This is a genomic window from Dubosiella newyorkensis (assembly GCF_001945605.1).
Lineage (GTDB): Bacteria > Bacillota_I > Bacilli_A > Erysipelotrichales > Erysipelotrichaceae > Dubosiella > Dubosiella newyorkensis.
On the sequence record NZ_MPKA01000044.1, the window covers coordinates 1 to 25,868 of the forward strand.

Annotated in this window: 23 protein-coding genes and 1 pseudogene; 7 read left to right on the plus strand and 17 right to left on the minus strand. The window is 44.8% G+C overall.

The window, feature by feature from the left end:
* A partial coding sequence (locus BO225_RS12275; RefSeq protein ID WP_198936078.1) for a hypothetical protein occupies nt 1-181 on the plus strand: 181 nt, incomplete at its 5' end.
* 58 nt (nt 182-239) lie between these two features.
* On the opposite strand, the gene purH is transcribed toward BO225_RS12275, so the two are convergent.
* The 10 genes and pseudogenes from purH to tmk form a co-directional block, all read right to left on the minus strand.
* Nucleotides 240-1,772: a bifunctional phosphoribosylaminoimidazolecarboxamide formyltransferase/IMP cyclohydrolase gene (gene purH, locus BO225_RS01625; RefSeq protein ID WP_198936082.1), complete on the minus strand. Its 1,533-nt coding sequence runs from the start codon at nt 1,770-1,772 to the stop codon at nt 240-242.
* A 27-nt stretch (nt 1,773-1,799) separates the two neighbouring features.
* Nucleotides 1,800-2,351, minus strand: a pseudogene (gene purN / locus BO225_RS13130) (phosphoribosylglycinamide formyltransferase); the annotation flags it as partial.
* Nucleotides 2,345-3,376 (minus strand): phosphoribosylformylglycinamidine cyclo-ligase, encoded by a 1,032-nt coding sequence (gene purM / locus BO225_RS01630; RefSeq protein ID WP_076340539.1) that lies wholly within the window; start codon nt 3,374-3,376, stop codon nt 2,345-2,347. The gene purM and the pseudogene purN, both read right to left, overlap by 7 nt.
* Nucleotides 3,360-4,730, minus strand: a complete 1,371-nt coding sequence (gene purF / locus BO225_RS01635) for an amidophosphoribosyltransferase (protein WP_076340540.1) — start codon at nt 4,728-4,730, stop codon at nt 3,360-3,362. Before purF ends, purM begins: the two co-directional genes overlap by 17 nt.
* Entirely contained in the window at nt 4,702-8,394 is a 3,693-nt protein-coding gene (locus BO225_RS01640; protein ID WP_076340541.1) for a phosphoribosylformylglycinamidine synthase, read from the minus strand. The genes purF and BO225_RS01640 overlap by 29 nt, the downstream gene beginning before the upstream one ends.
* 24 nt (nt 8,395-8,418) lie before the next feature.
* Nucleotides 8,419-8,907, minus strand: a complete 489-nt coding sequence (gene purE, locus BO225_RS01645; protein ID WP_076340542.1) for a 5-(carboxyamino)imidazole ribonucleotide mutase — start codon at nt 8,905-8,907, stop codon at nt 8,419-8,421.
* Between the two features lie 134 nt (nt 8,908-9,041).
* On the minus strand, nt 9,042-9,899 hold the full coding sequence (gene rsmI / locus BO225_RS01650) for a 16S rRNA (cytidine(1402)-2'-O)-methyltransferase (protein ID WP_076340543.1): 858 nt from the start codon (nt 9,897-9,899) through the stop codon (nt 9,042-9,044).
* Entirely contained in the window at nt 9,877-10,731 is an 855-nt protein-coding gene (gene ricT, locus BO225_RS01655) for a regulatory iron-sulfur-containing complex subunit RicT (protein WP_076340544.1), read from the minus strand. The genes rsmI and ricT overlap by 23 nt, the downstream gene beginning before the upstream one ends.
* Nucleotides 10,728-11,657: a hypothetical protein gene (locus BO225_RS01660; RefSeq protein WP_076340545.1), complete on the minus strand. Its 930-nt coding sequence runs from the start codon at nt 11,655-11,657 to the stop codon at nt 10,728-10,730. Before BO225_RS01660 ends, ricT begins: the two co-directional genes overlap by 4 nt.
* Nucleotides 11,644-12,279, minus strand: coding sequence for a dTMP kinase (tmk, locus tag BO225_RS01665; protein WP_076340546.1), 636 nt, complete (start codon nt 12,277-12,279; stop codon nt 11,644-11,646). Before tmk ends, BO225_RS01660 begins: the two co-directional genes overlap by 14 nt.
* Nucleotides 12,280-12,364: 85 nt before the next feature.
* Here tmk and BO225_RS01670 point away from each other — a divergent pair, with 85 nt between their 5' ends.
* The 5 genes from BO225_RS01670 (at nt 12,365) to BO225_RS01690 (ending at nt 15,570) form a co-directional block, all read left to right on the plus strand.
* The gene (locus BO225_RS01670; protein WP_076340547.1) at nt 12,365-12,934 is read left to right on the plus strand and encodes an SOS response-associated peptidase family protein; all 570 of its coding nucleotides are present in this window, start codon (nt 12,365-12,367) and stop codon (nt 12,932-12,934) included.
* A 16-nt stretch (nt 12,935-12,950) separates the two neighbouring features.
* Nucleotides 12,951-13,568 carry a YggS family pyridoxal phosphate-dependent enzyme gene (locus BO225_RS01675; protein ID WP_076340548.1) on the plus strand — a complete coding sequence of 206 codons (618 nt, stop codon included), beginning with the start codon at nt 12,951-12,953 and terminating at the stop codon, nt 13,566-13,568.
* 72 nt (nt 13,569-13,640) lie between these two features.
* Nucleotides 13,641-14,021 (plus strand): Fur family transcriptional regulator, encoded by a 381-nt coding sequence (locus BO225_RS01680; protein WP_076340549.1) that lies wholly within the window; start codon nt 13,641-13,643, stop codon nt 14,019-14,021.
* 59 nt (nt 14,022-14,080) lie between these two features.
* A complete protein-coding gene (gene rbr / locus BO225_RS01685) occupies nt 14,081-14,620 on the plus strand; it encodes a rubrerythrin (protein WP_076340550.1) in 540 nt (179 codons plus the stop codon).
* Between the two features lie 53 nt (nt 14,621-14,673).
* On the plus strand, nt 14,674-15,570 hold the full coding sequence (locus BO225_RS01690) for an N-acetylmuramoyl-L-alanine amidase (protein ID WP_076340551.1): 897 nt from the start codon (nt 14,674-14,676) through the stop codon (nt 15,568-15,570).
* Nucleotides 15,571-15,598: 28 nt separating this feature from the next.
* Here the strand turns inward: BO225_RS01690 and BO225_RS01695 are convergent, their stop codons facing one another.
* The 6 genes from BO225_RS01695 to mutS are packed head-to-tail and all read right to left on the minus strand — an operon-like array spanning nt 15,599 to nt 23,770.
* A complete protein-coding gene (locus tag BO225_RS01695; RefSeq protein WP_076340552.1) occupies nt 15,599-16,876 on the minus strand; it encodes an HlyC/CorC family transporter in 1,278 nt (425 codons plus the stop codon).
* Between the two features lie 18 nt (nt 16,877-16,894).
* Nucleotides 16,895-17,794 (minus strand): diacylglycerol/lipid kinase family protein, encoded by a 900-nt coding sequence (locus BO225_RS01700; RefSeq protein WP_076340553.1) that lies wholly within the window; start codon nt 17,792-17,794, stop codon nt 16,895-16,897.
* Nucleotides 17,791-18,483, minus strand: a complete 693-nt coding sequence (locus BO225_RS01705; RefSeq protein WP_076340554.1) for a tRNA threonylcarbamoyladenosine dehydratase — start codon at nt 18,481-18,483, stop codon at nt 17,791-17,793. The genes BO225_RS01700 and BO225_RS01705 overlap by 4 nt, the downstream gene beginning before the upstream one ends.
* Complete coding sequence (miaA, locus tag BO225_RS01710; RefSeq protein ID WP_076340555.1) at nt 18,476-19,381, minus strand: tRNA (adenosine(37)-N6)-dimethylallyltransferase MiaA; 906 nt, start codon at nt 19,379-19,381, stop codon at nt 18,476-18,478. Before miaA ends, BO225_RS01705 begins: the two co-directional genes overlap by 8 nt.
* A complete protein-coding gene (mutL, locus tag BO225_RS01715; RefSeq protein ID WP_076340556.1) occupies nt 19,374-21,236 on the minus strand; it encodes a DNA mismatch repair endonuclease MutL in 1,863 nt (620 codons plus the stop codon). Before mutL ends, miaA begins: the two co-directional genes overlap by 8 nt.
* 2 nt (nt 21,237-21,238) lie before the next feature.
* Nucleotides 21,239-23,770, minus strand: a complete 2,532-nt coding sequence (gene mutS / locus BO225_RS01720; RefSeq protein WP_076340557.1) for a DNA mismatch repair protein MutS — start codon at nt 23,768-23,770, stop codon at nt 21,239-21,241.
* Between the two features lie 89 nt (nt 23,771-23,859).
* Here mutS and BO225_RS01725 point away from each other — a divergent pair, with 89 nt between their 5' ends.
* Nucleotides 23,860-25,053, plus strand: a complete 1,194-nt coding sequence (locus BO225_RS01725; protein WP_076340558.1) for an FtsW/RodA/SpoVE family cell cycle protein — start codon at nt 23,860-23,862, stop codon at nt 25,051-25,053.
* Nucleotides 25,054-25,057: 4 nt separating this feature from the next.
* On the opposite strand, the gene BO225_RS01730 is transcribed toward BO225_RS01725, so the two are convergent.
* Nucleotides 25,058-25,858 (minus strand): NAD(+)/NADH kinase, encoded by an 801-nt coding sequence (locus tag BO225_RS01730; RefSeq protein WP_233120270.1) that lies wholly within the window; start codon nt 25,856-25,858, stop codon nt 25,058-25,060.
* Between the last annotated feature and the right edge of the window lie 10 nt (nt 25,859-25,868).

The following is a 25,868-nucleotide window of genomic DNA, read 5'->3' on the forward strand; positions in this document are numbered from 1 at the left end:
TCCGCAGGAACGTTTTCACGGTCTTACTGCATCTGAAGTAAGAGAAGCTGCAAAAGCAACCGATGAACCGGTACTGTATCCAATCAAAGAGAATAAACGAATCAAAAAATACTGGGAAGGTATAGATGAAAAAAAGGCCTCTTTAATAGCAAGTGCTATTAAAGAGGCGGATCTCCAGTAAATTATTTCCCGTGTCTACTTGACAGGGGGCTGATCACATTTACGATCCTGCCTTCATTCTAATGTTTAAAGTGACGAACACCCGTAAAGACCATCGCGATCCCGTTTTCATTACAAACATCGATCGACAATTGATCCTTGATCGAGCCACCCGGCTGAATGATCGCCGTAACACCCGCCTTGACAGCCTCTTCCACCGTATCTGGCATCGGGAAGAACGCGTCGCTCGCCATGACAGAACCTTTCGCTTTATCGCCTGCCTGCTCGATCGCGATCTTGGCCGCCCCGACACGATTCATTTGACCAGCGCCAACTCCAATCGTCATATTATCCTTGACAAGAACGATCGCGTTGGACTTCACATGCTTCACCACATTCCAACCAAACAAAAGCTGCTTCATCTCCTCTTTGGTTGGCTTGCGATTCGTTACACAACGAAGATCCTCTTCCTTGAGAGAATGCGTATCCATATCTTGAACCAGAAGACCATCATTGACATTCGTATACTTCAAAGCCGTATTCGCGTTAAGCGTCGTATCCAGCTCCATCAAACGAATATTTTTCTTCTTCGTCAAAATATCCAAAGCCTCTTGCTCGAACTTAGGCGCGATGACGATCTCCAAAAAAATCTTAGAAAGCTTTTCGGCCAGCTCAACATCCACTGGCGCGTTCAAAGCCACGATCCCACCAAAAATCGAAACCGGATCCGCCTCATACGCTTTATCCCAAGCCGCGTTGATCGACTCGCCAATTCCAACTCCACAAGGATTCATATGCTTCAATCCAACAGCCGCGAACTGCCCCTCGAAATCCTTCAAGATCTCGATCGCCGCGTTTCCATCCTGAATATTATTGTAGGAAAGCTCCTTGCCATGAAGCTGCTTCGCGTTCGCCAAAGAATACTTCGGATTCATTCCCTTATAGAAAGCCGCCTTTTGATGCGGATTCTCTCCATACCGAAGATCCTGCACCTTATCGAACGTGATCGTCAAACTCTCAGGGAACTGCTCGCCTACTTTCTTCGTCAAATAATCCGCGATCATCGCATCATAGCGCGCCGTATGACGGAACACTTTCGCCGCTAGACGCTCCCGAGTCTCTAAACGAGTTTCTCCAAATTCACGAAGCTCATCCAACACCAGATCATAATCCTTCGGATCACACAATACCGGAATCGATTGATAGTTCTTCGAAGCCGAACGCAACATGCTAGGACCACCAATATCAATATTCTCAATGATCTCGGCATGCGATACACCCTCTTTTTGCACCGTCTCCTTGAACGGATACAAATTCACGCACACAAGATCAATAAAATCGATCCCGAGCTCTTCGATCTGCTTACAATGATCCGGATTGTCGCGAACACACAACAGCGCTCCATGCACATTCGGATGCAACGTCTTCACACGCCCATCCATGATTTCCGGAAAATTCGTGATCTCGCTGATCCCGATCACCGAAAGACCCGCATCCTCCAAAGCACGCTTCGTTCCGCCCGTCGAAATGATCTCATAACCAAGATCGATCAACCCCGAAACAAAAGGCACCAAATTCTCTTTATTCGAAACACTCACCAACGCTCTTTTCATTCGCTTTCCCTCCATAGACTCTGCCACTTTTTTGATCACTTGCCAAAACAATTCATACTCCAACGCATGCACATGACTTTCCAACGTCTCTAGATCCCAATTTGGATCGATCTGTAAACGACGCTGCTCGATGATCGGACCACTATCGACCCCTTCATCCACAAAATGCACCGTAACACCCGTCTGAGAAACCTTCGCCATATACGCGTCCTGAATACTATGCGCCCCAGGAAACTCCGGCAAATACGCCGGATGCAGATTCATGATCTTATTCGGATACGCCTCCAACAAAACTGGCCCAATAAAACGCATATAGCCGCTCAAAACGATCAGATCCACATTTAAATCATTTAAGACCTCTAAGATCGCCCTCTCATACTCCGCCTTGTTCTTATACGCCTTCGGATCAAAATAAAACTCCGGAATAAAGTGATTTCTCGCCCGCTCACGAGCGAACGCCTTCTCTTTATCAACAATCAAACACGAAACATGAACAGGCAACGAGCCATCCTCGACATGCTTGAGTATCTCTTCAAAATTCGTGCCCGATCCGCTCGCGAAAATCGCCACATTTACCATGTAAGCTCGACCTTTCCAGAATCACTCACATGACCGATCACATACGAAGGCTCATCGATCTCTTCCAACAAAGAACGGACACGATCCACCTCGCTAGGATCGACCGCTAAAATAAAGCCGATCCCCATATTGAAGACGTTATACATCTCTTCTTTCTCGATCTTTCCATATGTCTGGATAAAATCAAAGATCTGAGGATGCGGGAAAGATGTCGTATCGATCACGACACCCATGCCCTCCTTCAACATCCGAGGCACGTTTTCATAAAAACCGCCCCCCGTGATATGCGCCATCGCATGCAGATCCACCTTCCCGAACAAATGCTTGATCGCCTTGACATAAATCTTCGTTGGCTCTAAAAGCACATCCCCAAGACGACGAGAAGACAACTCTTCAAAATGCGTGTACGGATCCAAATGATTATCCTTGAACAACGCCTTGCGCACTAAAGAAAAACCATTCGAATGTACACCCGAAGAAGGAAGACCGATCAAAACATCTTCCACCTTCAAATTTCTAGAATCTAACAATTTATCCTTATCCACAGCCCCTACGCAGAAGCCAGCCAAATCATAATGATCCTCAGAATACATATCCGGCATCTCCGCCGTCTCGCCACCAATCAAAGCGCACTCGCTTTGCACGCAACCATCCGCAACACCCTTTACGATCTGCTCGATGACTTCCGGCCTATTTTTTCCTACCGCAATATAATCCAAGAAAAAGATCGGAGAAGCGCCTTGCACAAGCACATCATTCACACACATCGCCACCGCATCGATCCCGATCGTATCATGCTTATCCATCGCGAAAGCCAGCATGAGCTTCGTTCCCACGCCATCCGTTCCCGAAACAAGAACAGGCTCCTTCAAACCAAAAACGCTCAAATCGAACATTCCCCCAAAAGCACCTAAAGAATCGATCGCGCCCTTTACTTTCGTGCGGGCCACATGCGATTTGATCCGACGAACCGATTCATACCCGGCCTCGAGATCAACTCCTGCTTCTTTATATTTTTCTGCCACAATGCTCCCTCTCTTTCCTCATACACGCTTGGCAACAATCCATCGGAAGACACGCGTCAAATTCCTCCAACTCTAAAAACCGAACCGAATCCACATTGAGCCATTTCGCCAATTCATCATCCGAATAGACATTGGCAGCCAATTCATCATGATCCGCCTCTTCAAAACCATACCAGCACTCCGAAACGATCCGCGGAGAAGCGATCCGCAAATGGACCTCCTTCGCTCCCGCTTCCTTTAAAAGCTGACATAAACGCTTCGCCGTGAAACCCTTGATCAAAGAATCATCCACCAAGTACACGCGCTTGCCCTTCACGATCGAAGACACCGCGTTAAAACGCGTCTTGATCCCCTGCATCCGCTGCACAGACGAAGGATAAATATACGTCGAACCAATATAACGATTCTTGACCAAACCAATCTCGTAAGGCTTTTTCAAAACCGAAGCGAACGCCATCGCGGCGCTTGTCGCCGTATCGGGAGCCGCCACGACAAGATCCGCGTCCACCCTCTCTTGTCTAGCCAACATCGCTCCCGTTTTTTTACGAACCGTATGCACGCTCACATTCTCGAACAAACTATCCATACGCGCATAGTAGACAAATTCCATCGCACATAAGCGTTCCTGCGCCCGATCGTTCAAGAAAAACGATCGCACATCTTCCTTCCCGAACCGAATGAGCTCGCCCGCCTCTAAAGAGCGGAACTCTTCTACATCGAACATCGAAAACGCGCTCGTCTCCGAAGCCAGTAAATATCCACCCTTATACGAGGCAAGAAAGAGAGGATGGATCCCATCGCTCGAACGATACGCATACATCGTATTCTTCGTCATCAACAAAAACGTATAAGAACCGACCAACCGCTTCGTCGCCGATAAGATCTTCTCAAACAAATGCCCATGATTGAACTGAATCAAATGCGCGATGAGCTCCGCGTCGCTGTTGCCCTGAAAGATCAAGCCATCCGCTTCCATTTCCTCCTGCAGCTCTCTTGCATTCAAGATCGAACCCGAAACCACGATCGCAAAATGTCCTTGATGGGCACGCACCATGATCGGCTGCAAATTCTCAAGCGCCTCATCGAGATACATCGACATTCGAACATGACCTACCGCGCTGATCCCGGTGTTTTTCGACAACACATCTTCCTTGAACACTTCCGCCAGCAAGCCATGATTTTTCTCCACCATCACATGAGAACCATCCGCGATCGCCATACCACAACCATCCTGGCCCAAATGCTGTAAAGAATGCATCATATAATATAAGATCCGCTCGCTTTGTTCGGCATGAAACACACCCGCGATCCCAGAAAGTGACTGCTTATTCATGCGTAAAGAACCGGATTCCATTTTCAAAAATATTCTGATCCTTATTCCCGGAAATATTTTGGAACAAGTTCTCCTCGTAACGTTCGCTATGTCCCATCTTTCCTAGAATATGACCATCCTCGCTCATGATCCCCTCGATCGCCATCGAAGAACCATTGATATTATCTAAACCATTCATCGTCGGAACGCCCTCCTCATTCACATACTGGAACGCGATCTGTCCATTGGCCACCAAAGCATCCAGCACCTCAGAAGAAGCTACGAACTTTCCTTCGCCATGCGACATCGCGATCGAATGCATCTCGCCAGGCTTAAAAGAAGAAAGCCAAGGCGAACCATTCGAACTCACTCTCGTGCGCGCGATATGCGAAACGTGACGATTGATATCGTTCCTGAACAAAGTCGGTGAATCTTGACTAAGCGAATGCACATCTCCATACGGCAAAAGTCCCGACTTGATCAACGCCTGGAATCCATTACAGATCCCCAAGATCAAGCCATCGCCAGCCCGCATTTCTTGAATCGCCGCGTCGATCTTTGGATTTTGCAGCACACTCGCGATAAATTTACCCGAACCATCCGGCTCGTCGCCTGAACTAAAACCGCCCACCAACATCAAGATCTGAGAGGAAGCGATCTCTTTTGCCAACGTATCGATACTTTGCTTCGTGGACTCGACGCTCAAATTGTTGAAGACGACCATTTTCACTTCGCCCCCGGCCCGCTCGAATTTCGCCGCGCAATCATACTCGCAATTTTGACCTGGGAAGATCGGGATCACAACTTTTGGCTTCTCGACTTTCTCTTTCGAATACGTCCGCTCTTTTTCACACAACGGAATATCGACCGTGCTCTCTTCCGTGGCATTGACGATTCGTGGATAAAGAGTGTGATATCTCTTCTCCCATAGCTCGATCGCCTCATCCAACGACAAGCGCTCCCCATTAAAATCAAGCCTATTCGAGGAATTCGTCGAACCGATCCGGATCAAACGTGGATCGTCGATCTCTTCGTTGGCTTCGATCACGATCGAACCATACATTGGATCGTATAGCGCAAGATCTGTATCCAATACGACACCGATCTTGTTTCCAAAAGCCATCTTAGCCACAACTGCTCCAATGCCGCCTTCCTGCACCGATTTCGAAGCTGCGATCTTGCCCTCTTTCATCCAGCCAAGAAGAGAATCAAAATTGTTTTTTAATTGCTCATAGTCCGGAAGATCCTTTTCCTTTGGCGTATGTTTGAGCACATATAATGGATGATCGGCCTCTTTCAAACTTGCCGAAACGATTTGATCCACTTTCGCCGTATTGATCGCGAACGTGATCAGAGTTGGAGGCACATGAATGTCCTTGAACGTACCCGACATACTATCTTTACCACCGATCGAAGGCGTTTCAAACGCGAGCTGCGCCTCGATCAAGCCTAACAGCGCCTGCAGCGGAGCTCCCCATTTTTGAGGATCGTTTCCCAAACGCTCAAAATACTCTTGGTTGCTCAAACGAGCCCCTTTATAATCCACGCCCATCGCGACAAGTTTCGCCAACGCTTCCACCAACGAATAGGCGGCTCCTAAATAAGGAGAATACGTGCTGATTTTTGGATCATAGCCATAACTCATCGCCGAACACGTGTTCGTCATCCCAAACACAGGCAGCTTTTGAACCGAACCTTCTTCTGGCGTCAATTGATATTTGCCTCCAAAAGGCATGAGCACCGTGCTCTTGCCAATCGAAGCGTCAAACATTTCCGCTAGACCGATCTGCGAAGCCACATTGGCATCTTGCAGCACGTCTTTAAGCGAAGAATACGAAGAATGGAAAGGATCTTGAACCTCTGGCTCGCTTTTGACATCGACCTTTTGATGCGCGCGCACCCCATTCGTATTCAAAAAATCACGCGAAAGATCGACGATCGCCTTGCCATTCCACTTCATGATCAAACGATTGGAATCTGTCACTTTCGCGACCACGATACCGCTCAAATTTTCTTTGCGACACTCTTCCAAGAACGCATCCAGATCCTTTGGATCGATACATACCGCCATTCTTTCTTGAGATTCCGAGATGGCCAATTCCGTTCCATCAAGACCTTCGTATTTTACAGGAACGACATTCAAGTCGATCTCTAAGCCATCCGCCAATTCGCCGACCGCCACGCTCACGCCGCCAGCGCCAAAATCATTCGCCTTTTTGATGAGCTTGGTCGCCTCTGGATTACGGAAAAGACGCTGCAGCTTTCTTTCGATCAACGCGTTTCCTTTCTGAACTTCGGAACTACATTTTTCAAGCGAAGTGTCATTGTGCTCTTTGCTCGAACCCGTGGCGCCGCCAATACCATCCCGGCCTGTAGCACCGCCGATCAACACGATCACATCGCCTGGTTGCGGCTGTTCGCGTTTGACATTGGATTTTGGAGCGGCCCCTACAACCGCGCCGACCTCCATGCGTTTTGCGGTATAGCCTTCATCGTAGATCTCTTCCACGAAGGTGGTCGCTAGCCCGATCTGGTTGCCATACGAAGAATAGCCATGCGCCGCCTGTTTGCTGATCTTCGATTGCGGCAGCTTATGCTCCAATGTTTGCGCGATCGGCTTAGTGATATCCCCCGCACCGCTCACACGCATCGCTTGATAGACATAGCTGCGCCCAGAGAGCGGATCGCGGATCGCGCCTCCAATACAAGTGCTCGCTCCTCCGAATGGCTCGATTTCCGTAGGGTGGTTATGCGTCTCATTTTTGAACATCAATAAATAGTCTTCGTCTTTTCCATCGACATCGACTTTGATTTCAATGGAGCAAGCATTGATCTCATCGCTCACTTCAAGATCGTCGAGCTTGCCTTCTTTTCTTAATTTTTTGCCCGCGATCGTCGCCATATCCATGAGCGTCGATGGTTTGCGGTTTTGGTGTACATCTTCACGAAGCTTCAAATACGTTTCATACGCGTTTTGAATTTGTTCTTGGAATTGACCCTTTTCGAATCGGACATCCTCGAGCACCGTTTCAAACGTCGTGTGCCGGCAATGATCCGACCAATATGTGTCGAGCACACGGATCTCGCTCATGCTCGGATCCCGATGCTCTTCGTTTTTAAAGTAGTCTTGAATAAAAGCGAGATCTTTTAACGACATCGCAAGCCCTAGCGTTTCAAGAAGATTAGAAAGTGCCTCGATATCCATCGAGCAAAATCCTTCGATCACAGGCACATCTTCGATCTGAATATCTTGATCGTCCTCCAAAATCGATAGATCTTTTTTGCGCGCTTCGACCGGATTGATCATATAGTGTTCGATTTGTTCGATTTGTTCCTTCGTGACATTTTCGAACACGAGCAACGTTCCTGAATGGATCCGGACGCTTTGCTTATTGTTGAGGAGCATCAAGCACTGCATCGCGCTATCCGCTCGTTGATCGTATTGACCAGGCAAGAATTCATACGCGATATACGTTTTTCCTTCTAGATCGAGCGTATCGAACACTTTATCCGTTACGACTTCCGAGAGCACTCTTTCTTTTAAAAGCGAAAGATCGTTTTCATCGGCGTTGAAGACGTCATAAATGTTGTATTTCGCGACTTGAAAAGAAGGCTGTAAGCCTAAAGAGCTGATCAATTCGTCGCGAAGCGATTCGCTTTCGACTTGGAATCGATCTTTCTTCTGCACAAATATTCTTTGATCCATACAATTCCTTTCCTCTATTCTTCTTTATTCATAGATCGAATCTGCCAACACTTTTTTGGCTTGTTCCTGCTTGAAGACTTTGACCTTTTCTTGGATGGCTGGATCCTGCAAACCGATCATTTGACACGCTAAGATCGCCGCGTTCTTGGCGCCCGCCTTTCCGATCGCCACTGTGGCCACCGGCACGCCCGAAGGCATCTGCACCGTTGAAAGAAGCGAATCCATACCGCCTAAGGCACTTGTCTGCATCGGGATCCCGATCACAGGAAGCACGGTGGAGCTGGCAAGCACGCCAGCTAAATGGGCGGCTCCTCCAGCTGCTGCGATAATGACTTGGATTCCTTGGCTTTGCGCTTCTTTGGAAAGCTCGAGAACCGCCTCGGGTGTTCGATGCGCGCTCAAGATCCGAACGAGATAAGGAACTTGAAACGCGTCCAGCTGTTCCATGCACCCTTCCATCGCGGGCAGATCGGAACGTGAGCCCATCATAATCAATACTTTTGCTTGTTTCATCTAAGAGATACCTTCCTTTCATGAAAAAAAGCGCACCTTTTGGGCACGCTTAAAAAAACCTCTTCATTTTTACTAGTTGTTTAAATCTTGTTAAGACCATAATCAAGACCTCCGACAACGTCTGCTCCATCATTTTACATGAATTTACCATTTTTTACAATATATTGATAGAGTTCATTTTTTGAGACGTTCAAATCGGAAGCCGTTTGCTGGACCGCCTTTTTCATTGACAATCCATCTTCCATATATCGATGGACAAATTCAGCCGCGTCTTCGATCGAAATTTGATTCTCCTCTTTCTTAGCGCCCGAGACCACGAGCACCATCTCCCCTTTTAAAGTCGAACAAACCTCTAAGATCTCCGAGATCGTTCCCCGCAAGTATTCTTCATGCAGTTTGCTGATCTCACGCGCCAAGACGATCTTGCGATCTCCAAAGACAGAAAGCAAATCTTTCAAACACGCCTCGATGCGATGAGGCGCTTCGTAAAACAAAATCGTATAAGGAAAGGAGGCGAGCTCTTCGAGCTCTTGGATCCTTTTTTTCGATTTCGCGTCTAAAAATCCATAAAACAAATAGTGCTTCGTTTCAAGACCGCTCGCCACAAGCGCATCCAACGCGGCGTTTGGTCCTGAAATCGAAATCACCGGAATATCTTGTTCGATGCTTTGTTTCACGAGATAAGATCCTGGATCCGAAATGAGCGGATAGCCCGCATCCGAAACGATCGCCACGCTTTGTCCTTCCTTGATCTTATCGAGGATCTTGGAAATGCTTTGATCTTGGTTATGTTCATGATGAGAGAGCAGCGGCTTTTTGATATCAAAGTGTTTTAAGAGCTTTCCGGTATTGCGCGTGTCTTCACAAGCGATCACATCCACGCTTTTCAATATTTCAAGCGCTCTTTCGCTCATCTCTTGCAAATTTCCGATCGGCGTAGGAACGAGATAGATCGAAGGCTCTTCCTGCTCAAAGCTTTTTTGTCTTTTCATGTTTCTCCCCTTTGTTTGGCCAAAGCTCGTCAAATGAAACGAAACGGACTTCTTCCCTGTTTTCAAGCTTCGCTTGTTTTTGAAGCACGTTCATGCTCGAGATCCGATATTTGTTCCCTTCAAAAACGATCTGGGAATTGAGTTTTGGCAATCCTTTTTTCAACTGGGTATATTCGTCATTTTCATAGCGCAGACAGCACATGAGTTTGCCGCATTGGCCAGAAAGCTTCGAGATGTTCAAGGCGAGCATTTGGTTTTTTGCCATATTGATAGAGACTGTATCGAATTCAGATAAAAAGCGCGAACAACAGCATTCCATTCCACAATTGCCGATCCCGCCAACCATCTTCGCTTTGTTGCGCGGACCAATCTGCCTCAACTCGATGCGGCAGTGCAGCTGATGCGCAAGATCCTTGAGCAGCTGCCTGAAGTCGACCCGCTCATCGGAAACATACATAAAGATGACTTTCGCGCAATCGAGCGTATATTCGCAACTGATCAAATGCATATCAAGATCAAGATGCCGGATACAAGCCGCGCAGATCTCCATGGCGTGTTTCGCTTTTTCTTTGTTTTTTTCTTTTTGTTCTAGGTCGGCTTGGCTCGCTTTGCGAACGATCGGCTTGCATTCGCCTTTAACTTTTTTAGGATCGAAAGGGATCGCCGGCACACATACTTTGCCGATTTCTTGTCCGCGCACTGTTTCCACGACAACCATATCGTTCACATGATATTTTTCGTGCGCGCCAAATGAATACGGTTTTTTGCTTTCTTCAAATTGAATATATACAAGATAAGGAAAATCGAATTCCTTTTCCTTTTTTTCTTTCATAAAATAGCCTTTCTAATGCGGAAATGAATATCGTCTAAAAACAACAACAGATCCACAGGACGGCGAAGGCGTTCAAACGCTTCCACTAAGATCAAAAAGATCTCGTTTCTTTGTTCGAGAGACAGCTTCGATCCGTCATTATATTTAATATAATACAAAATCCAGCAGAGCCAAACTCTTACGGCTTCTTTCTCTTTAAATTTGCTTTTGGAATAGAAGATCTTTGTTTGCAGATCCACGATCTGAGAAAGAGAAGCGTGATGATCGATATACTTTTTCGCGCTTTCCTGAAGCAAAGAAAAATCTTCGTTTTCCATCCACGCTTTCGCGCTTTCATAGGAATATCCGCAGCGCGCAAGCATGCTGGCCTGCTCTTCGTTTCCATATTGTTGAATGAGAGATGCTCTCATTCCTTCTGGATCTAGTGGTTTAAAAGGGATCACTTGCGTTCTAGAGACGATCGTATCGAGCACTTGGCTTAGATCCTCCGCCATCAAGATCCCAAGAATATTAGGGTGAGGCTCTTCTAAAAATTTTAATAACGTATTCGCCGCTTCCGGTGTACACGATTCAAAATGATCCAAAATATAGATCTGAAACGCGTATGTTTCCATAGAAGTTTGCGCGAAACGCTCCTGGATCTTCAATATATCTTTCTTTTTCAAAGGCGTCGATCGGATTCGGATCAAATCAAAGGACTCTTCTTTTTGAAGGCGCATGCACGCTTCGCATGTTTGGCAAGCGAATCCATCTTCGTCTTTATGATGGCAGACAAGCGATTGCGCCAATAAAAGCGCTGTGTCTTCTTTAGGAACATTTTTATCTCCCACCAACAAATACGCATGCGAGAGACGATTGGTTTTAAGCGCCTTCGATAAGATGCGATAAACGACGGGCTGTTTTTGTTTGAGTTCAGCTTTGAACATGAAGCACCTTTTCGATCGCGTCGATCACATCCGCTTCCACATCTTCGAGATCTTGAGAAGCATCGATTGCTCGGATCCGTTCTGGATATTTTTTGAGAAGCTTTTCATACCCGCGCCGGACTGCTTGATGGAACGCTTCTTCCTCCAATTCGAGACGGTCTTTTTTTTCATCCCGAGCCTTGAGGCGGGCTTGGCTAGTCTTTTCATCGATCGCAAGAAATAGCGTGAGATCGGGCATGCAGCCTTGGATCGCGAATTGATTGAGCTGCTCGATCGCATCCATCCCTAGCTTTCTTCCTTCTCCTTGATAGGCGAGCGAGGAATCGATGAACCGATCGCAAAGAACGATCGTTCCTTCTTCAAGGGCAGGGAGCACCACTTCGACAAGATGTTGTCGGCGACTAGCCGCGTAAAGGATCGCTTCTGTGATCGCGTCCATTTTGGTGTTTTCAGGATCCAATAAGATCGTACGGATCTTTTCGGTGATCATCGAACCGCCTGGTTCTCTTGTGTAGATCGCTCGATATCCTTTTTTTTGAAGATATTCGAGCGCTTTTTTAGCCATCGTCGTTTTTCCAGCGCCGTCGTTTCCTTCCAATGTGATAAATAATCCTCGCTTCATTGTATCGACTCCTTTTTTTATTTCTCCATTTTAGCATTGTGCTAAAAAAAAAGATAGAATAGAGAAAGGAGGAGGTGACTCGAACATGTGTGGTCAATTCTATATTTCCAACGATATATTAAAAGCGACGCGAAATTATGCACCGATCTCGCATTTCGAACAAGAACAGCTTCATTTTGGAACGATCTATCCAAGCGCGAAAACGCTTGTCCTTTGTAGGCAAGAGGATCATATCGCCGCCAAGATCATGCGTTTTGGAATCGAATATAAAGGTTTTAAAAAAGCGCTCATCAACGCGAGAAGCGAGACTGTCCTATCCAAGTGGATGTTCCGTTCTGATTTTATCCATAGCCGCGTCGCGATCCCGGTGTGCTCTTTTTATGAATGGACAGCGGATAAAGAGAAGATCATCTTTACGCGTTCGCATCATTCCGTATTCTTTATCGCGGGCTTTTGTCAAGACGATCAGTTTATCATCTTGACTCGAGAAGCCAACGAATCGATGTCGCCGTATCATTCTCGGATGCCTCTTCTTCTCAAAGACGATCAGGTCCTTCCTTATTTGACGGATCTTGAAATGGCGAAAACGTATCTAAAAGAAGGTTCGTTTCCTTTAGAAGCTAAATCTGCCGATCCGCAAATCAAACTATTCTAGAAAGTGAGTGAGTGTAATGAATACCCAATTGATCGAACATCTTCTATCCTTGCCAGTCCAGCTCGTGGCGGTCACTAAAAAACACACCAAAGAAGAAGTCGACGCCCTATACACTTTAGGGGTCCGTACTTTTGGCGAAAACCGTGTCCAAGAATTTTTAGAAAAATACGACCCGAACTATTCTTGGCATATCATAGGGCATTTGCAGACAAATAAAGTAAAATATATTATTGACAAAGTCGATATGATCGAAAGCGTCGATTCTTTGAAGCTGGCTTCAGAAATCGAAAAACAAGCCAAGAAGATCGGTAAAGTTCAAGATATCTTGATCGAGCTGAAAGTAAGCGATGATCCGAATAAAACAGGTCTGCCACTCGAAGATCTCGATGATTTGCTCGAAAAGGTCGATCAAATGGAGCATGTGCGTTTAAGAGGATTGATGTGCATCGCTTCCAACACAGAAGATACGCAAAAGATCGAACATGAATTCGATACGATGCATTCTCTATATCACGATCTGCAACAAAAGAGGGATCATATCGATACGTTGTCGATGGGAATGTCACACGATTATCCGATTGCGATCAAACATGGAGCCAATACGATCCGGGTAGGCACCGCTCTTTTTGAATAAAAGGCTTGCTTTTGGGAGAATAGATGTTAAAATAGCATTAAGAATAATTCTCATTCTCAAAAGGAGGCGCCTATGTCGAAACAAAAAGACAAATTGCTTGCGATCTTGCAGGCATCCAAGACGCATCCAAGTGCGGAAGAACTGTTCTTAGCCTGCAAAAAGGAAAACGTCAAGATCTCGTTAGCGACTGTCTATCGAAATCTCGCGCTGCTTCAAGAAGAAGGTAAGATCCAGAAAATTTCGATTCCAAACGAGGTGGATCGTTACGATTCGATCCTCAGGCCGCATGCGCATGCTGTATGTGATCGATGTCATCAAATCGAAGATATCGAATTGAATGGCTTGATTGATTTTATTCAAGCTCAAACCGAGATCAAACCCACTTCTTGCGATCTGAGCATTCGTCATATTTGCGCGAAATGCCGGAAAAAAGAAGCACTTAACATTCATTAATGGTTGCGATTTCAAATATGAAATTGAACATAGGATTTTTTTAAATAATGGAGGACAACATGGAAAAATCACTAAAAGGTACAAAAACAGAAAAGAACTTGTGGGAAGCGTTCGCAGGAGAAAGCCAAGCGCGCAACAAATACACTTATTTTGCGGGTGTAGCGAAAAAAGAAGGATACGAGCAAATCGCTGGTTACTTCTTGAAGACTGCGGATAATGAAAAAGAACACGCGAAATTGTGGTTCAAAGCACTCGGTGAACTTGGAAACACGGAAGAAAACTTATTAGCCGCTGCTCATGGCGAACACGAAGAGTGGACAGACATGTACGAAAGAATGGCGAAAGAAGCCGAAGAAGAAGGTTTCCCTGAACTCGCTCGTAAATTCCGCGGCGTTGCGAAAATCGAAAAAGCACATGAAGAACGGTATGTCGCATTGTTGAACAACTTGAAAGAAGAAAAAGTATTCAAGAAAGACGACAAGACGATGTGGGAATGCCGCAACTGCGGATTTATCGTATTCGCTGAAAAAGCGCCTGAGATCTGCCCAGTGTGCGATCATCCAAAATCATTCTTCGAAGTACACGTTCAAAATTATTAATCAAAAAAAGTCGCAATGCGACTTTTTTTTGTAACTCATGATATACTGCTTGCATGAGTACCAAAAGAAAAAAGAAACGACAACTTCGTCCTTGGGTGAAGATCACCCTTTCTATCATTGTCATCCTTCTTGTTGTTTTTGGCTTGAAAAGCTGTTTTTTTGATCAAGAAAAAAGACAAGCTAAAGCCGATCCTGATCAAGAAGTGATGACTACCGCCAAAAGCAAGATCATAATCGATGCAGGCCATGGCGGAATGGATGGGGGAGCGATCTCCACGATCCAAAAAACCGAAAAAGAATTCGCCCTTGAGTACGCTTTAGGTATTGGAGAAGAAATCCAAAAACTCGATCCAAATATCGAAGTCTTGTACACTCGAGTCAATGATGAGACGCCTTGGGTCGATCCATATACATCTTTGAATTATGAATATGACGATTTGATCGGGCGCGCCAATCTGGTCAACGAAAAAGATCCCTATTATTTGTTGTCCGTTCATTTCAATTCAAGAGAGGATGTCAACGAATCTGGCTTTGAAGCGTACGTTCGAGGAGATGATGCGGCAAGCGATCAAATCTATCAAAATATCGCCAAAAATTTGAAAGAGATCGGCTATTCAAAAGACCGCGGCGTGTTCAGCACAGAAACGTATCCACTGCATATGGTCGATATGACTACACCTTCCGCGATGCTGATCGAACTCGGTTTTATGACCAACGAGCAGGAAGTCAAAACGCTCAATTCACCACAAATGCGTGCCAAGATCTGCAAAGCGATCGCCAAAGGCTATGTCGAATATATCAAGGACCATGATAATCCAGACACGAATCCACAAAAAGAAAAGCTGAAGAAACGAGCCGAAGAGGACGCTAAAAAACAAGAAGAAGCCCAAAAAGCGGCTGAACAGGCAGCCCAGCAAGCGGCCCAAGCCAATCCACAACCGGTCCAATAAATCGAAATAGGCAAGCGCGAACGCTTGCCTATTTTTCGTCTTCCTTTTCTTCTTGAGGTTCCGGTAATAAAAGACGCACTTCTTCAATGCGGTTTTTATCGAGTTTTTTCACTTGCAGAACGATTCCATTTGCCAATATGACTTGATCGTTCTTTTCAGGAAGCCTACCGAGCTGATCGATGATCAGACCGCCGATCGAATCAAAATCTTCGCTATCAAGATCGAGTTCGAGCTGGTCGTTCAAATCATGCAAGCTAACATAACCTTTGACATCGTATGTCCTATCGTCGACTTTTTGGATCTTCTCCACTTCATGCGTATCGTATTCATCCTGCATTTCGCCAACGACTTCTTCTACGATATCCTCTAATGTGATCAATCCGGCCACTTCGCCATATTCATCCAATACGATCGCAAGATTGAATGTCGCTTTCCGCATTTCCATCAATAGATCCGATACATTTTTATTTTCTACTGTAAAATACGGCTTTCTTAAAAGCTTGCGAATATTGAAATGTTCGAGGTCTTCATAAAGCAGAAGATCTTTCATATTGATCAAACCGATAATATTATCGACATTGTCTTCATAGATCGGGATCCGTGTAAATTGTTCTTTGCGGAAGAGCTCCAAAAGATCTTGATAGCTGCTGTTGACATCCGCCATGACGCAATAAACGCGCGGGACCATCACTTCTTTGGCGATCGCGTCGCCAAGATCGAACACATTGTTGATCATTTCTTTTTCATCTTCTTCAATGACCCCTTCTTCATGGGAAACATCGACGATCGTTCTCAGCTCGGATTCGGTCATCGCCTGCCGTCCTCCGCGATCGATATGAAAGAGCTTCAAGATCATATCGCTGAACAAGTTGACAAACCAAATGACAGGGGTGAGGATCTTCATTAAAAAAGAAATGATAGGAGCATAGGCCAAAGCGAGCTTTTCAGCGTTCTGGGTAGCGAATGTCTTTGGCGTGATCTCTCCGAACACCAAGATCAAAAACGTGATGATAAATGTCGCGATGCTGACGGCTGCCCCGCCTCCAAAACTTAAAGCCAATGTGGCCGCGATACTGGCCGCATACGTATTGACTAAATTGTTTCCGATCAAGATCGCGCTAAGCATCTTGGAATCGTTTTCGTAGATTTTCAACAAGATCTTCGCTTTACGGTTTCCTTCTTCCGCTAAGGTTCTGATCTTGATACGGCTCACCGCGACAAGAGACGTTTCGGCGGATGAAAAAAAGCCCGACAAAAATAATAAAATGATTAAAATGACGACTTGAGGACCTATGTCTTCGCTCATGTATCTTTCTCCTTTTGATTATTCAATATTTGGCAGCGCTAAAAGGATCGCGTTGGGAACGATCTCTATGTTCGGATCTTGAAAGGCTTTGACTTCCCCATCGAGATTCGCTTCTAAAAAACGGCCTTTCGTATCGATCTGCACACGCTTCACCTTTCCCATTGTAACACGTTCTGGAAATTTTTCTTGGTGTTCGCCTCGTTCATATGATTTTGAGAATAGAAAGATCTGGCTTTTTTTAACGCCTTCGATCATACAAAGATCCATCTTTCCATCATCCAGCTTCGCCTCTGGGCAAGGCTGGTAGCCACCTCCATAAAATCTTCCATTTCCAAAAACAAGAAATGAATAGTTCGCATTCGGAAGCTTCATCCCATCGCACGTCAGCTGGCATTCAAAGCCCATCGGATTGAACAAGCTTCTAAGCATTCCTAAATAATAGGGAACGATTCCTGTGTGGATCAGTTTTTTCGTGTATTGATTGGCGTATTGAGCGACGCGGACATCAAAGCCAAACGAGATCGTATTGATCGCGTATTCTTGCTCGATCTTCATTAGATCGCAAACTTGAATAAAAGGTGCTTTATAATTGGATAGTTTTTGAAAATCTTGTTTTTTATAGGCCGGAAACGATTTGATCCAATCATTTCCTGTTCCTAAAGGAACCACGGAGAGGAGGATGTTTTTTGATGTTCGTATCCCATTGACAACTTCATGAAGCAAGCCATCCCCGCCGCAAGCAAAAAGGTGGATCCTTTCTTGTCTATTTTGAGAAAGCTGAAAGGCGATCTCTTGAGCATGATTGAGATAGCGTGTTGGATAGACTCGCACGTTTGGATCGAATCGTTCGATTTGCTTCATTAAATCGACGATCGCTTTTTTCTTCGCTAGACCATGAATGATAAATACGTTTTTCATTGAGGATGACTACTTAAATAACGGATGCACGCATCCGCCAACAACAAACCAGCGGCGGCTGGTACAAAGATCATGCTCGGCAAAGGCTGCCCGCTTTCTACAGAAACTGGGATCTCGGTGGAAGAGACGACCATGATCTTTTCCCGGATCTTTTGTTTTCGCTTCCATACTCGGATCTGCTTGGCGATCGGATCATAGCTTGTCTGTTCGACTTCCATTACTTTCAGCTTGCTGATGTCCTTTTTTCTTGCCATGCCCATCGACGAGAGAAATGGAATGTGTCGATCCAAGGCATACGCGATCAAATCTTTTTTGGAAGAGATCGAATCGATCGCGTCAATGATATAGTCGATCTTATATTGATCAAGAGTCTCATTGAGAGAAGCATCGTAAAACGTATGCAAGGCAATCACCTTGCATCGTTTGGAAAGAAGATGGATCCGTTTTTTCCATTCTTCTACTTTGCTGTGGGAGAGTGTATCAAAGTTGGCGATGAGCTGTCGATTGATATTGGATTCTTCGATCGTGTCTTTATCGACTAAGATCAAGCAACCGATCCCGCTTCTAGCTAGCGCTTCTACACACATTCCCCCTACGCCTCCCACGCCAACGACGAGGACGGTCTTTTTTTGAAGTGTTTCGATGGCTTCTTTTCCTAACAATAAACTCGCCCGTTCTAATTCAGGCATTCAACCAGCACCTCACCTTCTCTACGATCTTTTCTATTTGATCCGATGCGAACCAATGGACAGGAACTTGTCTTGAAAACCATGTCATTTGTCTTTTAGCGTATTGGCGGGTATGGATTTTGATTTTTTCTTTTACGCTTTCCAAGGAAGCTTCTTTTAAGAAATACGGTTTAAATTCTTTATAGCCAATCCCTTGGAAGCTCGTATACTCCCATGTTCGTGGGGAGGAAAACAAATCGACCACTTCTTGTTCGAGGCCTTCTTCAAACATTTGATCAACGCGTTCATCGATCTTTTCGACAAGCTTTTCTCGATCGATATCGAGCCCGATCCAAAGCACATCATAGATCGGTTCATGGTTTTGCGCCTCTTCGATGGCGCTCTTGTTCTTCCCTGAATGCGCGATTTCGAGCGCGCGGATCACACGCTTGCGATTGTTGACATGGATCGAATCTAAACTTTTGGGATCGATTTCTTTTAGAAGTTGATACAATTCTTCGTTGGTCTTTGTTTCTAATTCTTGACGATACGCTTCATCCTTTTGTTCTTCTTGAAAAGTATAGTCGTATAAAGCCGCTTTTAAATAAAGTCCTGTGCCACCGCAAATGATCGGAAGCTTTCCTTTTTGATGGATCGTTTCGATCGCTTCGCGGCATTTCTTCTGAAATTCACATACGTTATACGGTCGTGAATACTCTTGGATATCGAGCAAATAATGGGGGATCCCTTCTTTTTCATCTTCTTTGATCTTGGCGGTCCCAATATCCATCTTTCGATAGACTTGCATGCTGTCGCCTGAAATGATCTCTCCATCCAGCTTTTTTGAAAGTTCGATCGAGATCTTTGTTTTGCCTGAGCCAGTCGGTCCAACGATCGCTATAACTTTGATCTTATCCACGTTCGAATTCCTTTCTAAGCATCGAATCGCTCAAAGTGATCACAGTAGGACGTCCATGCGGACAATGATACGGCTGTTCGCATTTTTGCAGATCCTTGATCACTTGTTCCATTTCTTGTTTCGATAAGTCGCGATGGAAGCGGATCGAAGAATGACACGCCATCGTCGCGACGATATGTTTGCGAAGCTGGGCGATATCGACTCGTAGATGTTCCATGAAGAAATCGAGCAACCGCTCTAGAAATTCTTCTTCTTGTTCGCATTGCATCCAAAGAGGGATCTCACGAACGATGAGACGATCTGAGCCAAACACTTCAAAATGAATGCCAAATGGTTCTGTTTGTTCATTGATCGTATCCACATGGGCGATCAAGGCAGGACTGGCATGGACTTGCAATGGCAGCATAAGCGGTTGTTTTTTAGGATCGAGCTGCATCAATTCTTTTTGAAGCTGTTCATAGTGGTATCTTTCTTGCGCAGCATGCTGGTCGATCACGACGAGTCCTTCTTCATTTTCGCAAAGAATATATGAGGAGCGAAGCTGACCAATAATGCGCAAATGGTCAAAGAAAGCGTGTCCCTTTTCCTTTTTTTTGGGAATCGGAATAGGATACTCATACGATTGCTCCGATATTATCGGCTGGAACGGTTCTTCTTGCTCGTAGACATTTTCGATCGGATCGACTTCGCGCACTTCTTCTTTGAGTTCTTCTAAAATTGTAGGCTGTTTTTTTGGAATCATGCTTTGCTCATAGACGTTTTCAATCGGATCGACTTCTTGCACTTCTTCTCTCATCTCTTCCATTAGCGATGGCTGCACGACCTTCTTTTCTTTTTCCTTCTCTTTTTGGGGCGAGATTTCGACGGTCCTGAGCTCTTTTGTAAAAGCGGCATTGATCGTCTCTTTGATCAGCTGGATCAAATCGTTTTGCTGGGCGATGCGCACCTCCCATTTATTCGGATGCACGTTCACATCGACAAGCTGGGTATCTACATCAATATTGAGCAGAACGATCGGAAAACGATTCGGCGGCATATAATTATGATACGTTTCAATGATCGCGTTTTGGAGCGGAATCGAGCGAACGAGACGATCGTTGATCGACAAGAAAATAAAATACTTAGTCGACCGATTGATCTTTGGTTGGATCGCGTAGCCAGAAAGTTTGAAAGTCTCGTTTTTCGCCTTGAATGGAACAGCGTTTTCTGCAACTTCTTTTCCATACATTTGATATAAGATTTCCAATACATTTCCTTTTCCACTCGATTGAAAGACGAGACGATCATTGTGAAAAAGTCGAAATCGAATGTTTGGATGGGAAAGCGCCATTTTATTGACGAGATCGGCAATGACTGAAAACTCATAGCTTGCTTTTCGTAAATATTTAAATCGGGCGGGTGTTTTATAAAAGAGTCCGCTGACTTCGATCTTTGTTCCTTGCGGGATCGAGATCGATTCCTGTCCTTTCAATTCGCCATAATCATATTCGATGCGACTTCCTTCGTCTCCATCGCTCGTGCTGAGCACGACTTTCGAGACAGCGGCAATCGAAGGAAGCGCCTCCCCTCGAAATCCCATCGTCTGAATATTGAATAAGTCATCCTCATCTTTCAGCTTGCTTGTGGCGTGTCGCAGAAAAGCGAGTTTGGCATCTTCCCTCGACATTCCTTCCCCATCGTCTTGAATGACGAGCTTATCGATTCCTCCTTCATACGCTTCGATCGAGATTTCTTTGGCATGCGCATCGATGCTGTTTTCCACGCATTCTTTTACGATATTGGCTGGACGCTCTACGACCTCGCCTGCTGCGATCATATTGCTGATGTGGGGATCGAGAACTTGGATTTTTGACATACTTATTCCTCCATTTCTTCTTGGAGCGCTTTGAGTTCATACAAGCATTCGAGCGCTTCTCGCGGAGAGAGCTGATCGACATCGAGATCGTGGATCATTTCGATCAGCTTTGACTTTTCTGGTTTGACTTCGTCCATAATGAACAAGCTTGGCTGGTGTTCTTGGATCGTCGGGTTGGATTCATAGCCTTTTAAAAGCTGGCTGGCTCGTTCAAGCACGATCGAAGGAAGATGAGCAAGTCTTGCGACATTGATTCCAAACGATTTATCGGCCTTTCCTTCCAAGATCCGATATCGGAATTCGACTTCATTGTTTTTTTCTTTGACATCGACATGGACATTTTTGATCGATCCATGACTTTGGGCCAAGTCTGTCAATTCGTGATAATGGGTCGAAAAGAGCGTTTTGGCTTGAAGCGCCGAATCGATATATTCCATGATGGCTTGCGAGATGGCCATGCCATCATACGTTGCGGTCCCCCGACCAATCTCGTCGAATAAGATCAGCGAATGCTTTGTGCCGTATTGAAGGGCGTAATTGGCTTCGATCATTTCGACCATGAATGTAGATTTACCAGTCAATAGATCGTCGCTCGCGCCGATTCGGGTAAAGATCCGATCAAATAGAGGAAGGTCGGCTTTTTTGGCTGGAACGAAGCTTCCCATTTGGGCCATGATCACCAAGAGCGCGTTTTGACGCATATAGGTTGATTTCCCTCCCATATTGGGTCCTGTGATCAGCTGGATCGTTTCTTGTTCAGGCATTTGCCAATCGTTGGAAATATAGTTTTTAATGCGTTTTGCTAAGATCGGATGCTTTCCTTCGACCACGTGGATCGCTTGGTTTGAATGAAAGGTTGGTCGAACATAGCCTTCTTGACTCGCCAAGATCGCTAAAGAAAGAAGCACATCGAGCGTGGCGATCGCGGAGGATAAAGCGTGGATCATAAACAAGTCTTGCTTGATCCGTTTCAATAGATCGTCAAACAGTTTTTGTTCAAGTTCGATCATGCTTTGTTTAGCATGAAGGATCGATTCTTCTTGTTCTTTGAGTTCTTGCGTGGCGTATCGTGTTGAATTGGCTAACGTTTGTTTTGGGATATAGCCAAATTCTGGCCGAATGTTGTCTAGATTGGTGTTGCGGACTTCGATATAGTAGCCAAAGACACGATTGTATCCGACTTTCAGTGATTTAATGCCTGTCCTTTCTCGTTCTCGATTTTCGAGCTCTAAAATAAAAGATTGTCCATGTTCTGCTTTCTCTCGTAGAAGATCAAGTTTTTGACTATATCCTTGCTGTATGACGCCTCCTTCTTTGAGATTTAGGCTTGGTTCTTCTTGAATGGCGTTCTTGATTTGTTCATAGAGCGCTTGTCCGCGATCGATCGTCTTGAATTCAGGATACGCGTTTAGTTTTGAGGCGTAGTCCATGAGCGGAGCAGCGTGTTCTAAGGAAGAAACGAGCTGAAGAACATCGCGTGGACTCGCGTTTCCATAAGCGATACGAGAAGCTAATCGTTCCATATCGTATATGAATGTCAGATGTTCTTTCATATTTTCGCGCAATAAAAAATCATCGATGAGCTGTTCGACAGCGTCTTGTCGCTGTTCGATCCTTTTTTGATCATAGAGTGGGTGCGAGATCCAGTCTTTGAGTTTTCGTGATCCCATTGCGCTTTGCGTATGATTCATGAACGAATAGAGCGAGATTGCTTTATTCGAGCTTGAGCGGCTTTCTAGAAGTTCGAGATGGAGTTTCGTTTCATAATCCATTTGAAGGATCGTTTTTTTTTGGTCCAACGTGATCGGTAAAAAATGATCGATATGTTGTTTTTGGGTCTTTTTCAAATAGCCCATCAATAGCTGCAGAGCGATCTTGATATGCTGGTCTTGGTTGACCAAGAGCGCTTCATCTTCTTGTTCGAGATCGATACGCGTTTGGGTCGAAATCACAAATTGATCCATTTCTTCGAGCGCTTGGCGCCATTTCTTATCAAAGCTCGCTTCGATGATGATTTCTTTGACTTCGTTTTCGAGTAGCGTTTTTTGAAGTGCGACGATCGATCTTTCGATTTGAAGAGCTCTTAATTCTCCTGTCGATAATTCGGCAAGAAGGATCGTGATGTTGAAAGCAGAAGGATGAAGGACGGCTAAATAATTAAGACGGCTAGCTTCTTGGTTTTCATCCATGAATGTGCCTGGCGTGATGATCTTGATGATCCCGCGTTCAACAAGTCCTTTCGAGGTAGCTGGATCGGAGAGCTGTTCGCAGATCGCGACTTTATATCCTTTCTTGATGAGTCTTTGTATATACGATTTGGCGGCATGGTAGGGAATACCGCACATCGGAACTTTTTCATTGTTTCCAGCTGCTCTTCCTGTCAATACAAGATCGAGTTCTTGAGAGGCTAGTTTCGCGTCTTCAAAAAACATTTCATAGAAATCCCCGAGTCGATAGAATAAAAACGAATCTGGGTTTTCTTCTTTTAATTGAAGATAGTGCTGCATCATTGGAGTGTATTTTTTCTTATCCATGGAGTTATTATAGCAAATACTTTTTGAAATGCTTAGCTTCATCGATTCTGTGGTATGATAAAAGTTACTTAAAAGAAGGAGGGTTCTTGATGAAGCGGACAATCAAAATTGGAAAAATGACGATCCAGCTCGATTTCACTTTGATCCTCATTTTGTTGTGGATGTGTCTTTTGAGCAGCTTGGCATTGTACACTTCATTCAATCTTATATCGACCGGTTCAGGGAGTCGTTACTTGATGATGCAGATCGTATGGTATGCGGTTGGTTTCTTCGTGATGTTTTTGATTAGTCACTTCAACAATCGGATCTTATTCCGGTATATGAAGCCAGCTTATAATTTTTTGATGATATGCCTTGTGTATTTGTTTTTATCGATGCTTTGTATTCGTTTTTTTGGTTTTCATTTGCCATTGGCTCCCGATATCAATGGAGCGGTTTCTTGGTTTAGGATCCCTTTTATATCAAGCTTTCAGCCTAGCGAGTTCATCAAGATCGTTTTGATCATCTTATGCGCTAGAACGATCACGAAGTTTCAACGTTCTCATCGCGATCCGAGTCCAAAGGATGATTTTTTGATGTTATGGGAGATCGCGAAAGTGCTGCTTCCGCCATTGATCTTGATCTTTTTACAGCCGGATACGGGAGTTTGTATCATTATTGGTTTCACGATCTTAGTCATGATCTTATGTTCGGGGATCCGAAAAGAATATATTTATGGTTTGTTTGGATTGTTGATCTTTGTGGTTGCTTTATTTTTCTATTTGTATTTCTTCCAACACGATTTTTTATCTTCGATCATTTCCAATTACCGCTTGCAACGGATCGATGCTTGGCTTGATCCAGAAAGCAATATCCGGGGCAGCTCGAATCAATTGTATACAGCTTTGTTGTCGTTAGGTTCTGCTGGATTTTTTGGATATGGTTTGCAGCCAAATATCATCGCGATCCCAGAAGCGCAAACCGACTTTATTTTCGCGGCGTTTGGTCAAAGTTTTGGTTTGGTCGGAACGACTTTGATCTTGGCCTCTTGTATATTGTTGGATCTTTATTTGTGCAAGATCGCGTATGCAACAAAAAACCGCACGGATCGATTGATCGTGATCGGTGTTATCGCGATGTTGTTTTACCAGCAGATGCAGAATTTAGGAATGATCGTTGGTTTATTGCCGATCACAGGGATCACCCTTCCTTTCATTTCCTATGGAGGCAGCAGTATTCTTTCCTACTTCATCGCTTTTGGTTTTATCGCCAACGCTGAACCGAAAGTAAAAAAAAGAACCTAGCAGCTTAATATAGGTTCTTTAGACGTTTTAAATAAGAGTACGGTCGATATCGAAAAAACCGTACTTTTTTTGTAGATGTTTTGATCTCGACTTTTTTTGTATCTCGCAACGATCGTTCAAAATAATCGTAACAAAGCTGGGCTTCGTCCATTTCTTCGGATTCAATCGTAATGATTCGATCATCCCGCATAATGTATGGATTTTTAAGCGAATGATGGCCTTTATGACTGATTGGCATGATTTCGCAAAGTTCCATGACAGAAAGTCCATCATCGATCACCGCACCTCCTAATGCCCGGTTGATCGCTGTCGATCCGGATTGTGAGCATACACAAATTCCCGAACCTGTAGAACGTTCAAAAAATTCATGATTGATATAAATATCGAGTTTGAGTGTTCTCGAAAACGATTCGATCCTAAACTCATTAAACGCATAGAGAACTTGACCATCTTCTAAAGTGAGTTCTAGAAGTGAGAACTCGTCATAACTTGGAGGATTGTGGCTAACATCTTGTAAAAACAATGGAATCTGAGATTGCGTATAATCTGTGAAGAATCCTAGGGTTCCTGTATGGATCCCGATAAATCCGATTTGATCCAATTGGTCTATATAGTGATGGATCGCTCTAAGCAGCGTGCCATCTCCTCCTATAGAAATCACGACCGTAGGTTCTTTTTCGTCATAGATCCATCCGATCGCTTCACATTCTTTTCGGATCAGAGAGCTGATCTTGCGAGAATGTTCGTCATCTCGAATAATTGTCGTAAATCGTATCATATTACTACCTGTCTTTTCTGAATCCATTGTACCATTC

What these genes read in the sequence shown, in the direction of transcription:
- purH (WP_198936082.1), bottom strand. Translation starts at nt 1,772, where the DNA reads ATGAAAAGAGCGTTGGTGAGTGTTTCGAATAAAGAGAATTTGGTGCCT.
- purF (WP_076340540.1), bottom strand. Translation starts at nt 4,730, where the DNA reads ATGGAATCCGGTTCTTTACGCATGAATAAGCAGTCACTTTCTGGGATC.
- BO225_RS01640 (WP_076340541.1), bottom strand. Translation starts at nt 8,394, where the DNA reads ATGGATCAAAGAATATTTGTGCAGAAGAAAGATCGATTCCAAGTCGAA.
- purE (WP_076340542.1), bottom strand. Translation starts at nt 8,907, where the DNA reads ATGAAACAAGCAAAAGTATTGATTATGATGGGCTCACGTTCCGATCTG.
- rsmI (WP_076340543.1), bottom strand. Translation starts at nt 9,899, where the DNA reads ATGAAAAGACAAAAAAGCTTTGAGCAGGAAGAGCCTTCGATCTATCTC.
- ricT (WP_076340544.1), bottom strand. Translation starts at nt 10,731, where the DNA reads ATGAAAGAAAAAAAGGAAAAGGAATTCGATTTTCCTTATCTTGTATAT.
- BO225_RS01660 (WP_076340545.1), bottom strand. Translation starts at nt 11,657, where the DNA reads ATGTTCAAAGCTGAACTCAAACAAAAACAGCCCGTCGTTTATCGCATC.
- tmk (WP_076340546.1), bottom strand. Translation starts at nt 12,279, where the DNA reads ATGAAGCGAGGATTATTTATCACATTGGAAGGAAACGACGGCGCTGGA.
- BO225_RS01670 (WP_076340547.1), top strand. Translation starts at nt 12,365, where the DNA reads ATGTGTGGTCAATTCTATATTTCCAACGATATATTAAAAGCGACGCGA.
- BO225_RS01675 (WP_076340548.1), top strand. Translation starts at nt 12,951, where the DNA reads ATGAATACCCAATTGATCGAACATCTTCTATCCTTGCCAGTCCAGCTC.
- BO225_RS01680 (WP_076340549.1), top strand. Translation starts at nt 13,641, where the DNA reads ATGTCGAAACAAAAAGACAAATTGCTTGCGATCTTGCAGGCATCCAAG.
- rbr (WP_076340550.1), top strand. Translation starts at nt 14,081, where the DNA reads ATGGAAAAATCACTAAAAGGTACAAAAACAGAAAAGAACTTGTGGGAA.
- BO225_RS01690 (WP_076340551.1), top strand. Translation starts at nt 14,674, where the DNA reads ATGAGTACCAAAAGAAAAAAGAAACGACAACTTCGTCCTTGGGTGAAG.
- BO225_RS01695 (WP_076340552.1), bottom strand. Translation starts at nt 16,876, where the DNA reads ATGAGCGAAGACATAGGTCCTCAAGTCGTCATTTTAATCATTTTATTA.
- BO225_RS01700 (WP_076340553.1), bottom strand. Translation starts at nt 17,794, where the DNA reads ATGAAAAACGTATTTATCATTCATGGTCTAGCGAAGAAAAAAGCGATC.
- BO225_RS01705 (WP_076340554.1), bottom strand. Translation starts at nt 18,483, where the DNA reads ATGCCTGAATTAGAACGGGCGAGTTTATTGTTAGGAAAAGAAGCCATC.
- mutL (WP_076340556.1), bottom strand. Translation starts at nt 21,236, where the DNA reads ATGTCAAAAATCCAAGTTCTCGATCCCCACATCAGCAATATGATCGCA.
- mutS (WP_076340557.1), bottom strand. Translation starts at nt 23,770, where the DNA reads ATGGATAAGAAAAAATACACTCCAATGATGCAGCACTATCTTCAATTA.
- BO225_RS01725 (WP_076340558.1), top strand. Translation starts at nt 23,860, where the DNA reads ATGAAGCGGACAATCAAAATTGGAAAAATGACGATCCAGCTCGATTTC.
- BO225_RS01730 (WP_233120270.1), bottom strand. Translation starts at nt 25,858, where the DNA reads ATGGATTCAGAAAAGACAGGTAGTAATATGATACGATTTACGACAATT.